We start from the raw sequence: 13945 nt of genomic DNA, 5'->3' as shown, positions 1-13945 counted from the left end.
CTGACCCTGCGGCGCGTAACCGGGCTGACCGCCGGCGGGCGGGTAACCGGGCTGACCGTCCGCCGGGGCGTAGCCGGGCTGGCCGCCGGCGGGCGAGAAGCCGGGCTGGCCGCCGGCGGGCGGCGGGTAACCGGGCTGGCCACCCTGGGGGTAGCCGGGCTGGCCGCCCTGCGGGTAGGCGCCACCGGGAGGCGGGACGGGGTTGCTCACTGGGTGTTCCTTTCGAGGGGCCGGTCGAGGGGGTCGACCGATCGCAGAGGGACATTAGCGATCGGCCGAGCCCGGACGCGACCCCGTTACCCAGCCTTTATCGACCAGTGGTGCTGGTGGGAGCGGGTGTGACCGCCGATGACGAAGGGGCGGCGGCGGAGGGAGCGGCGGCGGACGGCGACGGGGAGGGGCCGAAGGGCGCGTCCTGCGGGCAGTACGGATAGCCCATGTTGCGGGTGTGCCACGTCTCGCCGGTGGAGTCGTCGGTGCAGAAGTCGCTGCCGATCTGAAGGGGCTCGCCGTCCTGGTCGAAGATGCGCGCGTTCTCGACGAGACGGCCCTGCTGGTCGTACACGAAAAGGTCTTGGATGTTGCCGTAGGGATTGGTGTCGTAGCTGACGCCGTTGTAGCCGGGATCGCGCACAGTGGTGTCGGCCGTCGTGAAACCGGCCAGGCCGAAAATGACCAGCACCGTGGTCGCCGAATAGAGCGCGTATCGGGGCCACATCGAAAGCCGCAGGCCGCGCTTGCCGAGCAGAATGGAACCGGCTATGCATCCGGCCAGCAGAATGAGCGCGATGATGTCGCTGCCGCCGACCCGGGGAAGCAGGCCCGGATTTCCGGTGCTGTTGTCGAGCATCATCGCGAGCGCCATCGCGACCAGATAGCCGCGGAGCACCCACCACGCCGGGCGCAGCAGGACGAGGAAGTCGCTCGCTTTCCCGTACCCGATGAGGGGTCCGATCTTGATGTCGGCCTTGGTGACGAACGGCATCAGGGTGGCGCGCACCTCGGCGGGCGTCACCCACTTGCCGCGCGGCGGGTCGGGGAAGCCGCCGACGAAGCCGGCCGTGGCGCGCAGCTCCGCCGCGTACGACTCGGGCGGGCCCAGGCGGTCGATCAGCGAGCCGCCGCCCTCGGCCCGGACCTCCGCCAGGTGTTCCGGCAGGTCCTCGAGGAGCTCGTCGCGGGTGGCGCCGGGCAGGCCGGCCAGCGCCTCCCGGACCGCGGCCACGTATTCGGCAATCTCGTCCTGCGCCGTGATGTTCACGCCGTCCCCCGCTCGCGAAGAAGGTCGTCCATGGTGGATGCGAAGCCGTTCCAGGTCTTGGCGGATCGTTCCAGCTCGGCGCGGCCGGCGGCGTTGAGGCCGTAGTACTTGCGGTGGGGGCCCTCGTCGCTGGGCACCACGTACGAGGTGAGGAAGCCGGCGGCGAACAGGCGCCGCAGCGTGCCGTAGACGGACGCGTCACCGACCTCGTCGAGGCCGGCGGACCTGAGGCGGCGCAGGATGTCGTAGCCGTAGCCGTCCTCGTCGCGCAGCGCGGCGAGGACGGCCAGATCCAGCACGCCCTTGAGGAGCTGGGTGGTATCCACGCGCTGCACAGTACTGCGCAGTGCGAAATACCGTCAAGCGCGCCACCAGTCGTCGAACGGCGACACCGGAACGGCCCGCTTGTGCCGGGTGGCGAGGTAGAGCGACTCGATCCGCTGGGACACGGCGGCCGAGACCTCGGCCCCCTCCAGGTAGTCGTCGATCTCGGCGTACGTCAGGCCGAGCGCCTCCTCGTCGGGCAGCGCCGGCCGGTCGTCCTCGAGGTCGGCGGTCGGCACCTTCTGCCACGTGCTCTCCGGGGCGCCGAGCTCGCGCAGCAGCGCCGCGCCCTGGCGCTTGGTCAGCCCGGTCAGCGGCGTGACGTCCACTCCCCCGTCGCCGTATTTGGTGAAGAAGCCGGTGACCGCCTCGGCGGCGTGGTCGGTGCCGACGACGAGCAGGTTCAGCTCGCCCGCGATCGCGTACCAGACCACCATGCGCTCGCGCGCCTTGATGTTGCCGCGGACGAAGTCACGCAGCTGCGACACGTTCTCGTGCAGGCCGCGCGCGGTCTCGGCGGCCACCGCGTCCGAGCTGGGCTTGACGTTCACCGCGATCGACCGGTCGGGCTGGATGAACTTCAGGGCGATCTGCGCGTCGTGCTCGTCGGCCTGCACGCCGTACGGGAGGCGCACCGCCACGAACGTCGCGTCGTGCCCCTCCTCGCGCAACTCGGACGCGGCCATCTGGCAGAGCCGGCCCGCCAGCGTGCTGTCCTGGCCGCCGCTGATGCCCAGCACGAAGCCCGTGGCCGGGGTCGACCGCAGGTAGTCCTTGAGGAAGCCGACCCGCCGCCGGATCTCGGCGGCGGGATCGAGAGACGACGTGACGCCGAGCTCGGCGACGATCTGCTGTCGAAGATTGGTCATACAACCAGTTTGTAGGCGATCCCGTCGAGAATGTCGTGCTCCGAGGCGATCACCGAGGATTGACCGGCGCGTTCCATGATGATGCGCAGGATGAGGGCGCCCCCGCCGATCACGTCGGCCCGGCCGGGATGCATCACCGGCAGTGCCAGCCGCTCGGCGACCGGCATGGCGAGCAGCGACTCGGTGACGGCGGCGACCTGGTCGTAGGTCACCCTCGCGTGGTGGATGCGCGCGGGGTCGTACGCCGGAAGGCCCTGAGCGAGAGCCACGACGGTCGTGACCGTCCCGGCCAGCCCGACCAGTGTCCTCGCGTCCTGGGCCGGCACCGCGGCGAGCGCGACGTCGACGGCGGCCCGGATGTCCCGCTCCGCCGCGACGATCTCGCTCGGCGCCGGCGGATCGCCGTGCAGGTGACGCTCCGTCATCCGCACGCAGCCGATGTCCATGGAGATGGCACCGGAGACGTCGGCACCGCCCGTGACGAACTCCGTGGAGCCGCCGCCGATGTCGACGATCAGGTACGGCTGCTCGGCGGCCAGCCCGGCCACGGCGCCCGCGAAGGACAGCCGCGCCTCCTCGTCGCCCGTGATCACCTCGGGGTCGACGCCGAGCACCCCGCGGACCATGTCGCGGAACTCCTGGGCGTTGTCGGCGTCACGCGACGCCGAGGTCGCGCACATGCGCACCCGGGACGCGCCCGACGACTCGATCTCCGCCGCATAGACTTCCAGGGCTTTCTTGGTGCGGGCGAGAGCGGCCTCGGAGAGCCGGCCCGTCCGGTCGACACCCTCGCCGAGCCGGACGATCTCCATCCGCCGGGCCACGTCGGTGAGGCGGCCGCCCTCGACGTCCGCGACGAGCAGCCGGATCGAGTTGGTGCCGCAGTCGATCGCCGCGACTCTCATAGGTGCAACAACATTCTCGTGTTCCCCAGGGTGTTGGGCTTGACGCGTTCCAGGTCGAGAAACTCGGCGACACCCTCGTCGTACGAGCGGAGCAACTGCTCGTAGACCGCGTGCGGCACCGGCGCGCCGTCGATCTCGGTGAAGCCGAACGAGCCGAAGAAGCGGGTCTCGAACGTGAGGCAGAACACGCGCGCCACCCCGAGCTCGCGGGCCACCTCGATCAGGCGCTCCACGATCCGGTGGCCGATCTTCCGGCCGCGCATCGCCGGGTCGACCGCCACCGTACGGATCTCGGCCAGGTCCTCCCACATCACGTGGAGGGCGCCGCAGCCGTAGACCCGGTCGCGGTCGTCGACGGCGACCCAGAACTCCTGCACCGACTCGTACAGGGTGACGGTGGCCTTGCTCAACAGCCGGCGGTCGCTCGTGTAGGTGTCGACCAGGTCGCGGATGGCCCGCACGTCCTTGGTGCGCGCCCGGCGGATCTCCACGTCAGTCTTCTTCTTGTCGCCGGACGCAGGGGCCGTCGGCCCACCACGGCTCGACGGCGTCGCGGACCTCATCCCCGAAAGGATTCACCCCGCGGCCCACGGCCAGCGCGTGCCCGAGGTGGACATGCAGGCATTTCACCCGATCGGGCATGCCGCCGGCGGCGACGTGCGCGATCTCGGGCACGTCCTCGATCGCCTTGCGCCGGGTCAGGTAGTCCTCGGTGGCCCTGCGGTACCGCTCGGCGAGCTCCGGGTCGGTGGAGAGGCGCTCCTGCATGTCGCGCATGACCCCGGCCGACTCCAGCCGGCTGCACGCGGCGGTCGCGTGCGGGCAGGTCAGGTAGTAGAGCGTCGGGAAGGGGGTGCCGTCCTCGAGCCGCGGCGACGTCTCCACGACGTCGGGGTTGCCACAGGGGCAGCGGTGGGCGACGGCTCGGGTGCCCCGGGGGCGGCGGCCCAGCTGGGCCTCAACGATGTCGAGATCGTCCTGCATATCAGTTTTGTGACTCCGCGTCTGCGGCTTGGACGCTGCTCCACAGCGTGTCGTACCAGCGGTCGGGTGGAGCCGCCGGATCTTTCTGACCGGCGTCGGCCGCGGCGCCGGCCGGGTCGTTGAGCACCAGCAGGGGGATCTCCCCCGGGCGCACGTAGAACAGCTTCTCGCGGGCCTGCGCGCGCAGGTATTCGGGGTCGTTCCACTTCTGGAGCTCTTGCGACGTCTGGGCGATCTTTTCGCGCTGGGCGGCCTGGTCGGCCTCGAGCTGCTCGATCTGGGAGCGCTGGGCGAGATAGACCCGCAAGGGATAGGTGTACGCCAGGGCGAGCGCGATCAGCACGATGATCAGGACGGTGGCGCGCCCGGTCAGCGCGCGCGGCCGGGGGGCGGCGGTCCGCTTGGTCGTGCCCCGGTTGACCGTGACCGTGCGCCGGGAGGCGGACGGCCGGTTGCGCTGGATGCGGGTCGAGCCGGTCGTGCGCACGCGCGACGACGCGGGGCGGCGGGCCGGGCCCTGGCCGCTCGGTGCTCGTCGCTGTGTCGTCACCCTGCTCCCCCGCTCGTGGCGCCTGCTTGCGAACTTATGCCCGGAGAAGCAGGCGCCACAACTTCATGATCTAGCGGATACGGGTCAGGCCGTGCGGTAACGCGGGAAAGCTCCCGCACCGGCGTACCGGGCCGCGCCCTCCAGCTGCTCCTCGATGCGCAGCAGCTGGTTGTACTTCGCGACACGGTCGGAACGGGCCGGCGCGCCGGTCTTGATCTGGCCGCTGCCCACCGCGACGGCCAGGTCGGCGATCGTGGTGTCCTCGGTCTCGCCCGAGCGGTGGCTCATCATGGTCGTGAAGCCGGCCCGGTGGGCCAGGTCGACAGCGTCGAGCGTCTCGGTGAGCGAGCCGATCTGGTTGACCTTGACGAGCACCGAGTTGGCCGCGCCCTCGGCGATGCCCCGGCCGATGCGGGTCGGGTTGGTCACGAACAGGTCGTCGCCCACGATCTGGATCTTGCTGCCGAGCTCGGAGGTCATCGCGCTCCAGCCGGCCCAGTCCTCCTCGGACAGCGGGTCCTCGATCGAGACGATCGGGTAGTCCGCGGCCAGCTTGGCGTAGTAGGCGATCATCTCGTCGGTCGACTTCGGGTTGCCCTCGAAGACGTACGACCCGTCGGAGTAGAACTCGGTCGCCGCGACGTCCATGGCCAGCACGATGTCGGTGCCCAGCGAGAAGCCGGCGGCCTGCACGGCCTCGGCGATCAGGTCGAGCGCGGACGCGTTGGACGGCAGGTTCGGCGCGAAGCCGCCCTCGTCGCCCAGGCCGGTCGAGAGGCCCTTCTTCTTCAGCACCGACTTGAGGGCGTGGTAGACCTCGGCGCCGGTGCGCAGCGCCTCGCGGAAGGTGGGCGCGCCGATCGGCGCGATCATGAACTCCTGCACGTCGACGTTCGAGTCGGCGTGGGCGCCGCCGTTGAGGATGTTCATCATCGGCACCGGCAGGACGGCCGCGTTGGGGCCGCCGACGTAGCGGAACAGCGGCAGCTCGGCGGAGAGCGCCGCGGCCTTGGCCACCGCGAGCGACACGCCGAGGATCGCGTTGGCGCCCAGCTCGGACTTGTCGGCGGTGCCGTCCAGGTCGAGCATCTTCTGGTCGATCAGCCGCTGCTCGCTGGCCTCGTAGCCGACGAGCTCGTCGGCGATCTTGTCTTCGACGTTGGCGACGGCCTTCTCGACGCCCTTGCCGAGGTAGCGCCCCTTGTCGCCGTCGCGCAGCTCGATCGCCTCGAACGCGCCCGTGGAGGCGCCCGAGGGCACCGCGGCGCGGCCGACCGTGCCGTCGTCGAGCCCGACCTCGACCTCGACGGTCGGGTTGCCCCGGGAGTCGAGGATCTCGCGGGCGACGATCACTTCGATGGTGGCCATGTGTCGTGTCGCTCCCTCTTGATGTCACCTTGGGTAAGGCTGCAAGTTCCGACCGCGACCCTGCGGCCGACCACGGCAATGAGCGTATCGAGCCGGGGTGGCGGGCGTACGCGCGGTCGGTGAAAACTCTAAGCTCCGCCGCCCGGCTGCCGATGACACCGGCACTATGAGCGCACCCATGCTGCCCGCCGACGGGTCGTACGTGGAGATGACCTCCTACGGCGAGACGATGCCCGAAGTCCGCGTCGTGCACGCCTCCGGCACGGTGATCACGCTGTCGCTGGCGATCGCCGACCTGCCGCCGGAGAACTCGACGGTCACGCTGCGCTGGGCGGCCGCGCCCCGGGGCCGGTACGCGCTGGCGGGCAACGTGGTGGCGATCGACGGAAACCGGGTGGAAGTGCGCTTCTCAGGCGAACCGGCGATCGAGCAGAGCCGCAACTTCGTCCGGGGCGGCGGCGGGGAGCCGATCGTGCTGCTCCTGCCCGGCGAGGAGGCGGCGCAGGGCCACGTGCACGACCTCAGCGAGCACTCCGTGCGCGCCCGCTTCACCGACGTCACGGTCCGCCCCGGCGACGAGCTCACGCTCCGCATCCAGCTCGACGACGAGATCGTGGAGTTCCCGGCCCGCGCCACCAAGGTCAACTCCGTGCGCCAGCAGGTGCCGGTGCGCGGCCCGCTGATCGTCGAGCTGGTGGCGGTCTTCCCGGACAAGGACGAGCATCAGGCGCGCATCATCCGGCGCTACATCATGCAGGCCCAGCTGCGCGCCCGCGCCCGCGGCGAATAACTGATTTGCGAGGGGTTGCGCGCGTAGGCCATGGTGTCAGTCGTGCCCCGTGTCCCGCGCCTTACCCCGCTCGGCCTGCTCGCCGCCGGCGCGCTCCTGCTCGGCACCACGGCCTGCACCGGCCTCGACGAGGCCAGCGCCGCGAGCCTCACCCGAGACGACCTGATCTCCGAGACGGCGGCTCAGCTCGCCGCCGGCGACGCGCTCACCTACACGGCCACCTACCACCTGGCCGGCGGCGACACGGCCACCATCACCCAGGCGCAAAAGCCCGCCCGATCCGCGTACGTCTATCCGGGCGGCCGCCTCATCGTCACGCCCTCGGCCACCATCCGATGCAAGGGCAGCTCCTGCACGGAGTCGGCACCCGACCCGGCCGCGCCGGCCACCCTGACCGGCGCGCTGGTCACCCCCGAGGCCGCCCAGGCGATGCTGGCCACGGCCGCGCTCGACCCCGAGGTCGTCTCCGAGCAGCGCGACACGACGATCGCCGGCCGCCACGCCACGTGCCTCTCGCTCGACGGGGTGACCGGCACGCCCGCCAGCGCCTTCGACCTGTGCGTCACCAATGAGGGCGCGCTGGCCAGCTTCACCGCCACCATCGCCGGCAAGCAGACGGACGTCACCCTGACCGCTCTCACCGACGACACGTCGGCCGACGCCTTCACCGTCCCCGCCAAGGCCAAGCTGACCTCCCAGCGCTGAGCGGCACCGGCCGTGTCCCTCGGCCCGGGCTCCCGTCGCGCCCTTCCCCTTCCCTGTCTCGGCGTGAACTTCTGCGAGGGCTGACGCGACTGAGCAAGGCATGAGGGACGAGGCGCTGGTGGTCCGCTGCCAGTTGGGCGACCGTGACGCGTTCGGCGATCTGGTGCGTGCCTGGCATCAGCCCGTGGAGCGCTACGTCGGGCGGATGCTGGGGCGGGCCGACGACGACGTGGTGCAGGAGGTCTGGCTGGCGGTCGTTCGAGGGCTTCCGCGGTTGCGGCAACCCGAGCGGTTCGCGCCGTGGCTCTTCGCGATCGCGCGGCGGGCGGTGATGAATCGGCTGCGGCAGGCGTACGCGTCGGCGGAAAGCGAGCCGATCACCGGCGACCTGCCGGCGGACGGCTCGGACACCGACCTGGTCCTCGACCGGGAACTCGTCGACGGGGCGCTGGCCGCGCTGCCGCGCGCCGAGCGGGAAGTGGTGCTGCTGTTCTATCTGGAGGATCTGCCGCTCGACGCGTGCGCTCAGATCTGCGACGTGCCCGTCGGAACCGTGAAATCCCGTCTCCACCGCGCTCGGCGACTGCTGCGAGCCGAGCTTCTGCGAAAGGGGTACCAGGCATGACGCCCGACGACGTCCTCACCGGACTGGAAGCTCCGCTGTCCCTGCGCCGCCGCGTGTCCTCTGTGGCGGCCGGGCTGGCGGGACTCACGGGAAGCTCGCTGATCGCCCTGCTGTGGGCGACCGAACCGGTTCTGCCGGCGCGCACGCACGTGGCCTTCGGAGTGCTCGTGGCGATCGGCCTCGCGTGGGCCGGGTTCGCCGGGTGGGCGGTCACCCGCCGGACGCCGTTGTTCGCCCGCGATCGGGTGGTCGCGGCGTGGCTCGGCGTCGCCGCCTGGCTGCTGTTCACCGCCGGCGGTCTGGCCATCGCCCTCGGGCGGCATCGGCTCTCGCCCTGGCTGATCGTCGTCATCGCGGTCCTCGGCGTGGCGGCCGCGGGCAACCTGCACGCCGCCCGGCGAGCGAGGGCCCGGCTGCTCCGCCGGGCCCTGCTTCTCGGCCGCTAACCCCTCCCGCAGATGACGTCGTCCATGAGGCGGTCGATGCGGCGCTGGACCGTCAAGGCCGTCTCCTCGGACCCCGGCTGGGTGGTCAGGGACAGGACGGCGACGCGCCCGCCGCCGGGGCTCACCGCGTTGGCCGTGTGGGTGCCGAGGACGTCGCCGCCGTGCGCCCAATAGCCGCCGCAGCGGTTGGGAACGAACGCGATGCCCAGGCCGTAGCGGGCGCCCGGCAGGAAGTCCTGCCAGGTCTCCGCGAAGACCGTGCGGTGCATCTCGGCCATCTGCCGCGGCTTCAGCAGGCGCCCCTGCTGGAGGGCCTGCCAGAAGCGCGCCAGATCGGTGGGCGTGGTGATCAGGCCACCCGCGGCGGAGGCGGCGGTCGTGTTGAAGGCCGTCGTGTCGTACAGCGGGCCGTCCGGCGCCCACTGCTGATACGCCTTGGCGTGCGGGGCCGGCAGCGTGGGACGGTCGCCCGGGTACGACGTGTGCCGCAGGCCGAGAGGCCGGAGGACGCGGTCGCGGACCTCCGCGGGCCACGGACGGCCGGTGGCCTTCTCGACGATCATCCCGGCGAGGATGTAGTTGGTGTTCGAGTAGTCCCATCGGGTGCCGGGCGCGAAGACGGGCGCGTGCTTCATCGCCAGGGCGACGAGAGCGGCGTCGTTCCAGTGGTCGTACCGGTGCGCCAGGTAGCTCTCGTGCGACCCGAGCGCCTCGATCTCGTTGGTGTAGTTGTAGATCCCGCTGGTGTGCTGGAGCAGCTGCCGCACGGTGATCCGGCTGCCGTCGTGGCCGTTGCCGCTGACGACTCCCGGCAGCCACCGCTCCACCGTGTCGTCGAGCGAGAGGCGCCGCTCGCCGGCGAGCTGGAGCACGGTCACCGCGACGAACGTCTTGGTGTTGCTGCCCATCCGGAAGTAACCGTCGACCGGCACCGGCGTCCCCTTGTCGAGGTCGCCGACGCCGGCGCGGGCCGTGTCCGTGTCGCGGCCGATCCTGGTCAGGCCCTGCACCCCCGTGATGCCCAGCCTGTGCAGATCGTCGACGGCCTGCTGGAGGTCCGCCGCCGGCACCCGGGAATCACCGGACCCGCGAGCACCGTCGGCGGTGGCGTTCGGTGGATAGAACGTTCGTTCTGGTGAATGCGCGCGCGTACCGGCGGCCGCGGGACCCGCCGTCCCGGCCACGAGCGCCGCGGCCAGCGCGGTCGCGGCGCCGTACCGGATCAGATGTTCTCGCATGTTCCCCTCCCCCGTCGGGAATCGATGGACAGACCGACGGTATGAAGCTTTTCGATGCGATCCCATCCGGCGAGCCCCCGGACACAGGGTGGGGCTAGGACTATTGCGCCAGCCTGAAGCTTTGGGCGGCGGTGCCGTTGCAGGTGTACTGGACGAGCTGCACGCTGTCGGCGAGCGAGGCGGCCGGGACGTCGAGGCACTTGCCGCTGTTGCGGTTCACGAAGTGGTAGTGGCCGCCGCCCTCGTCGACGGGCAGCCACTGCTGGTTCGCTCCCCCTCCGTACGACCAAGTCTGGATCTTGGCGTTGTCGGCGGTGGACACGTCGGTGACATCGAGGACCTGGGCGGGGTTGCCGCGGTTGGCGATGCGCACGTAGCCGTCGCTGGTGGGGACGAGCTGGTACTGCTGGGCGCTGGTGCCGTTGCAGGCGTACTGCTGGATCGCTGTGCCGTTGACGGTGCCGGCGGCGCGGGCGTCGAGGCACTTGCCGCTGTTGTCGTTGACGACGGGATGCCAGGCGGACGGCTCGCCCTGCGCACCCGCCAGCCAGAGGATGCTGTTGATGAGCCACTGGTTCTGCTGCGCGCTGGCGAAGGTCGACGACGTACGCGTGTTGGTCTCGTAGTTCATCGCGTTGTGCCCGAAGTTCGCGTAGATCATCTTGTAGTTGCGGTTCGTCCACATAAGAGGGTAGTAGCCGCTGCGCCACTGCTGGTTCGGATCGGTGCCGACCGGGAAGCTGGACGCGTCGACCGACGCCAGGACGTCGATGTCCGGGTTCTGCCGCAGGTCGCGGCTCCACGAATACCACTCACTGACCGACGACGTGATCGTGGCGGGCAGGCCGGCCGTGGTCGGATGGGTGCGGTCGTCGATCCGCAACGTCTCGGCGGTCGGCCCCCACGTGTTGGTGGCGAAGTTCCCGGAGCCGAGGAACGTGTTGTAGTACCAGCTCCAGCTGTTCGCGTCGGTCGTGAACGCGCTGACGTGGAACCCGAGCCAGGCGCCGCCGCTCTGCATGTACTGCTGGAACGCGGCCCGCCTCTCCACCGGCGGCGCGTCGTCCAAAAACATGATCAGCTTGTACGGCGCCAGCCCGCTCGCGCTGAGCCGGCTCCAGTCGGTGGTCGCCTCCCACGTGAAGCCGTGCTGCGCGCCGGCTTGCGGGAACCATTCGCGGGCTTCCTTGTCGAAGTCGATGTGCGCGGCGTCCCAGGTGCCGTTGTAGAACGCCAGCACCTTGAACGGCTCGGCGGCACGCGCACCCACCGGCACAACGAGCACGGCGGCGGCAGCCAGGACGGCGATGAGGACACGTCTGAGCAGACTCATGGCAGGTACCTCAGGGGAGGAGAGCGGGGATGGGGGCGGCGCCGCTGGCCTCCATCCTGAGGCATCGACAGAGGTTGATTCAAGGAATAGTTAATCTCATTTCCAGAAGGGGCCGGGTCGGGCAGGGCGTGCGGTCTGTCAGCCGGTGATGTTCTTCGGTCTGGCTATCGTGACGGTCTTGCCGTGGTCGCTGAACTTGGTGGTCATCACGAACGTGAGATCGGGCGTCCTGACGACCGTGCCGATTGAGGCGATGTTGCCCTGCTGGTCGGTGGCGGCGATGAAGTCGCCGGCGGACCGGGCGGTCATCTCGAGCGCCGGGATGCCCAGCGGGAGGTAGCGGGAACGCTTCGGCAGGACGAAGGAGCCCCTGTAGGCGTGTGCGCCGGTGCGCTCGACAGACGTGACGTTCTCGGCGAAGCGGGCCAGGCCGGTCGGGTCCTTCTGGTCGAAGCCGGTGACGGTCGCGAAGGTGCCGACGCTGCTGTGCTGCCAGGGCTCGCTGTCGTTGATCCGGGAATAGCTGTCGTCGCCGATGACGATGGCCTGGAGCGGGTCGTCGCCGGTGACGCGGTAGGTGCGGGCGATTCGGTGCGCCTTCGGATCGTGGACGCCGGTGGCGGTGATGCGCGTGGCGACCGTCAGTTCACTGTCGGCAGTGAATCGGTAGGGGGCCGCCTGGAGCCGCCGCAACGCCGTGCGGAACTCGTCCTGGACGGCCGGCCCGGTTGCCGTCGGCTCGGCTCGCGTGCCGCGCGGGGATTCCTCCCAGTCGGCGTCGATGCACCCGGCGAGCACCAGCACCGACAGCGGGAGGGCGAGGAGGACCGATCGGAGGTTGCGCATCGCTTTCCCGGAGCCGCGGTCGCGCCGTACCGCGGCGACCGTCCACTTACCACAGACGCCGGAACGATACCGTGCTCGGTCAGACGCCGAGCAGGGTGCGCAGGTGGCGGGGTGGCGGGGAGCCGTGGGCGAGCATCGCGTCGTGCCAGGCCTTGGGGGTGGCGCCGAACGGGCGGGCGGCGGCCAGGGCGGAGACCTCGGTGTAGCCGACGAAGTAGGTGGAGAGCTGGGTCGACGTGAGCAGGGCCCGGCGCCACTTGCCGGCGGCCTCGCCCTCCTCCTGGAAGCCGGGGCCGGTCATCATGGCCATGGCCTCGGACTCGGGCAGCTCCTCGCAGTGGGTCAGCTGGTCGATGATGGCGTTGAGGCTCATCCGGAGCTGCATCTTGAGCTGCTGAAGGCGCACGGGCAGGCCGCCGAAGCCCAGACCCGACATGAGCTCCTCGGCGTAGACGGCCCAGCCCTCGACGAACGGGCCGGACCAGCCGAGCGAGCGCACGCGGGTGGCTGCCCGGAAGCGGCGGGCGTGTGCCAGCTGGAGGAAGTGGCCGGGCATGGCCTCATGGACGGTGAGGTCGCGGATCATGTGGTCGTTGTATTCGCGGTAGAACGACTCGACGCGCTGGGCGGACCAGTCGGCCGGAGTCGGGGAGATGCAGTAGAACGTCGGGACCTCGGCGGTCTCGAGCGGGCCCGGCGGGTCACAGTAGGCGACGGCGACGCCGCGGGCGAACTCGGGCATCTCCTCGATGACGAGCGGGTCGTCGACGAGGCTGAGCACGTCGTGCTTGCGGACGAACTCGGTGGCCTCCTCCATGGTCACGCGGGCCAGGGCGACGATCGTCTCGTCGGTGGGGTGCTGGGCGGCGAGGCTGTCGAGGGCGCGGCGGACCGTGTCGTCGGTGGCGGGACCGCCGACCAGCTCGGCGGAGGCCTGGCGGAGCTCCTCGCCGACGCGGGCGAGATTGTCGCGGGCGCGGGAGAGCACCTCGGCGGCGGGCAGCTCGGTGTCGAGCGTGTGCCAGAGGCGGGCCTCCCAGAGCCGGCGGCCCAGGCGCGGGTCGCGGCCGGGGTCGCCGCCGTCGAGGAGGCCGCGGAGCCAGCCGTCGAACTCGCCGAGCGCGGCGACGGCGGTGGCCGCGGCGGGCTCGACGGTGGCGCGCATGCCGGGCTCCTGCTCGAGGAGCAGGGGCACCTCGTCGCGGATCAGGCCGGCCGTGCCGGCGAACTGGCCGATCGCGGTCTCGGCGTGGATGCGCGGCACGTCACGCAGCACGGCGCGGGCGGTGGCGAGCGCGTCGGGGATCGCGGCGAGCCGGCCGGCGAGGCTGGTCAGGCGCTCCTCGGCCGGCGCGAACTGGCGGGAGAGCAGAGCGTGCAGCAGCGGGCCGGGGTTGTGGTGCAGCGGGTTCCACTCGTGCTCGCGGACGTCGGTGGCCTCGAACAGGCCCCGCTCGACGAGGGCGGACAGGATGCCGTGGTCGACCTGGTCCTCGGCGTCGAGGCCGTCGGCGTCGACCCCGGAGAGCGCGTCGGCGGCGTCGCGCAGCATGGCGACCCGGGCGGCGACGGCGCCCGGCGAGAGGTCGGGCATGCGGTCGTCGAAACGGTGGTCGCCCGTCTCGGTGGCGAGCCCGGGATCGGCCTCGAGGATGGCGTCGACGATGCGCTCGGCTAGGGGTACGAACTCCGGCATGCGAG

16 protein-coding genes and 1 pseudogene are annotated in these 13945 nt (G+C 71.0%); 4 read left to right on the top strand and 13 right to left on the bottom strand.

All coding sequences use genetic code 11. The annotated features are described in order from the left end of the window. The 9 genes and pseudogenes from Ade02nite_RS14195 to eno form a co-directional block, all read right to left on the bottom strand. Positions 1-210, bottom strand: a pseudogene (locus Ade02nite_RS14195) (hypothetical protein); the annotation flags it as partial. A 97-nt stretch (positions 211-307) separates the two neighbouring features. Next, positions 308-1261: an HAAS signaling domain-containing protein gene (locus tag Ade02nite_RS14190; protein WP_203762135.1), complete on the bottom strand. Its 954-nt coding sequence runs from the start codon at positions 1259-1261 to the stop codon at positions 308-310. Further along, the gene (locus Ade02nite_RS14185; protein ID WP_203762133.1) at positions 1258-1587 is read right to left on the bottom strand and encodes a PadR family transcriptional regulator; all 330 of its coding nucleotides are present in this window, start codon (positions 1585-1587) and stop codon (positions 1258-1260) included. Before Ade02nite_RS14185 ends, Ade02nite_RS14190 begins: the two co-directional genes overlap by 4 nt. 33 nt (positions 1588-1620) lie before the next feature. Next, the gene (gene nadE / locus Ade02nite_RS14180) at positions 1621-2454 is read right to left on the bottom strand and encodes an NAD(+) synthase (RefSeq protein ID WP_203762130.1); all 834 of its coding nucleotides are present in this window, start codon (positions 2452-2454) and stop codon (positions 1621-1623) included. Continuing rightward, entirely contained in the window at positions 2451-3359 is a 909-nt protein-coding gene (locus Ade02nite_RS14175; protein ID WP_203762122.1) for a Ppx/GppA phosphatase family protein, read from the bottom strand. Before Ade02nite_RS14175 ends, nadE begins: the two co-directional genes overlap by 4 nt. Further along, the gene (locus Ade02nite_RS14170; RefSeq protein ID WP_239168741.1) at positions 3356-3850 is read right to left on the bottom strand and encodes an amino-acid N-acetyltransferase; all 495 of its coding nucleotides are present in this window, start codon (positions 3848-3850) and stop codon (positions 3356-3358) included. The genes Ade02nite_RS14175 and Ade02nite_RS14170 overlap by 4 nt, the downstream gene beginning before the upstream one ends. 1 nt (position 3851) lies before the next feature. Next, positions 3852-4343 carry a DUF501 domain-containing protein gene (locus Ade02nite_RS14165; RefSeq protein WP_203762118.1) on the bottom strand — a complete coding sequence of 164 codons (492 nt, stop codon included), beginning with the start codon at positions 4341-4343 and terminating at the stop codon, positions 3852-3854. 1 nt (position 4344) lies between these two features. Beyond that, the gene (locus Ade02nite_RS14160) at positions 4345-4893 is read right to left on the bottom strand and encodes an FtsB family cell division protein (protein WP_203762116.1); all 549 of its coding nucleotides are present in this window, start codon (positions 4891-4893) and stop codon (positions 4345-4347) included. Between the two features lie 84 nt (positions 4894-4977). Then, positions 4978-6261, bottom strand: coding sequence for a phosphopyruvate hydratase (gene eno, locus Ade02nite_RS14155; RefSeq protein WP_203762114.1), 1284 nt, complete (start codon positions 6259-6261; stop codon positions 4978-4980). A 166-nt stretch (positions 6262-6427) separates the two neighbouring features. Here eno and Ade02nite_RS14150 point away from each other — a divergent pair, with 166 nt between their 5' ends. The 4 genes from Ade02nite_RS14150 (at position 6428) to Ade02nite_RS14135 (ending at position 8827) form a co-directional block, all read left to right on the top strand. Next, on the top strand, positions 6428-7051 hold the full coding sequence (locus Ade02nite_RS14150; protein ID WP_239168740.1) for a PilZ domain-containing protein: 624 nt from the start codon (positions 6428-6430) through the stop codon (positions 7049-7051). A gap of 42 nt (positions 7052-7093) precedes the next feature. Continuing rightward, positions 7094-7756 (top strand): hypothetical protein, encoded by a 663-nt coding sequence (locus Ade02nite_RS14145; RefSeq protein ID WP_203762112.1) that lies wholly within the window; start codon positions 7094-7096, stop codon positions 7754-7756. 100 nt (positions 7757-7856) lie between these two features. Then, positions 7857-8381 (top strand): RNA polymerase sigma factor, encoded by a 525-nt coding sequence (locus Ade02nite_RS14140; protein ID WP_203762110.1) that lies wholly within the window; start codon positions 7857-7859, stop codon positions 8379-8381. Next, positions 8378-8827 (top strand): hypothetical protein, encoded by a 450-nt coding sequence (locus Ade02nite_RS14135; RefSeq protein WP_203762108.1) that lies wholly within the window; start codon positions 8378-8380, stop codon positions 8825-8827. Before Ade02nite_RS14140 ends, Ade02nite_RS14135 begins: the two co-directional genes overlap by 4 nt. Here the strand turns inward: Ade02nite_RS14135 and Ade02nite_RS14130 are convergent. The 4 genes from Ade02nite_RS14130 to Ade02nite_RS14115 all read right to left on the bottom strand — a co-directional run bounded on the left by Ade02nite_RS14130 (position 8824) and on the right by Ade02nite_RS14115 (position 13940). Next, positions 8824-10065 (bottom strand): serine hydrolase domain-containing protein, encoded by a 1242-nt coding sequence (locus Ade02nite_RS14130; protein ID WP_203762106.1) that lies wholly within the window; start codon positions 10063-10065, stop codon positions 8824-8826. The genes Ade02nite_RS14135 and Ade02nite_RS14130 overlap by 4 nt on opposite strands. A gap of 100 nt (positions 10066-10165) precedes the next feature. Then, on the bottom strand, positions 10166-11398 hold the full coding sequence (locus tag Ade02nite_RS14125; protein WP_203762104.1) for an RICIN domain-containing protein: 1233 nt from the start codon (positions 11396-11398) through the stop codon (positions 10166-10168). A gap of 138 nt (positions 11399-11536) precedes the next feature. Continuing rightward, entirely contained in the window at positions 11537-12244 is a 708-nt protein-coding gene (locus Ade02nite_RS14120; RefSeq protein WP_203762102.1) for a hypothetical protein, read from the bottom strand. A 79-nt stretch (positions 12245-12323) separates the two neighbouring features. Beyond that, positions 12324-13940, bottom strand: a complete 1617-nt coding sequence (locus tag Ade02nite_RS14115) for a DUF885 domain-containing protein (RefSeq protein ID WP_203762100.1) — start codon at positions 13938-13940, stop codon at positions 12324-12326. Positions 13941-13945: the final 5 nt, after the last annotated feature.

It is taken from the genome of Paractinoplanes deccanensis (assembly GCF_016862115.1).
GTDB classification, from domain to species: domain Bacteria; phylum Actinomycetota; class Actinomycetes; order Mycobacteriales; family Micromonosporaceae; genus Actinoplanes; species Actinoplanes deccanensis.
This window is presented reverse-complemented; position numbering and strand designations above follow the sequence as displayed.

What these genes read in the sequence shown, in the direction of transcription:
- nadE (WP_203762130.1), bottom strand. Translation starts at nt 2,454, where the DNA reads ATGACCAATCTTCGACAGCAGATCGTCGCCGAGCTCGGCGTCACGTCG.
- Ade02nite_RS14175 (WP_203762122.1), bottom strand. Translation starts at nt 3,359, where the DNA reads ATGAGAGTCGCGGCGATCGACTGCGGCACCAACTCGATCCGGCTGCTC.
- Ade02nite_RS14165 (WP_203762118.1), bottom strand. Translation starts at nt 4,343, where the DNA reads ATGCAGGACGATCTCGACATCGTTGAGGCCCAGCTGGGCCGCCGCCCC.
- eno (WP_203762114.1), bottom strand. Translation starts at nt 6,261, where the DNA reads ATGGCCACCATCGAAGTGATCGTCGCCCGCGAGATCCTCGACTCCCGG.
- Ade02nite_RS14150 (WP_239168740.1), top strand. Translation starts at nt 6,428, where the DNA reads ATGAGCGCACCCATGCTGCCCGCCGACGGGTCGTACGTGGAGATGACC.
- Ade02nite_RS14140 (WP_203762110.1), top strand. Translation starts at nt 7,857, where the DNA reads ATGAGGGACGAGGCGCTGGTGGTCCGCTGCCAGTTGGGCGACCGTGAC.
- Ade02nite_RS14135 (WP_203762108.1), top strand. Translation starts at nt 8,378, where the DNA reads ATGACGCCCGACGACGTCCTCACCGGACTGGAAGCTCCGCTGTCCCTG.
- Ade02nite_RS14130 (WP_203762106.1), bottom strand. Translation starts at nt 10,065, where the DNA reads ATGCGAGAACATCTGATCCGGTACGGCGCCGCGACCGCGCTGGCCGCG.
- Ade02nite_RS14125 (WP_203762104.1), bottom strand. Translation starts at nt 11,398, where the DNA reads ATGAGTCTGCTCAGACGTGTCCTCATCGCCGTCCTGGCTGCCGCCGCC.
- Ade02nite_RS14120 (WP_203762102.1), bottom strand. Translation starts at nt 12,244, where the DNA reads ATGCGCAACCTCCGATCGGTCCTCCTCGCCCTCCCGCTGTCGGTGCTG.
- Ade02nite_RS14115 (WP_203762100.1), bottom strand. Translation starts at nt 13,940, where the DNA reads ATGCCGGAGTTCGTACCCCTAGCCGAGCGCATCGTCGACGCCATCCTC.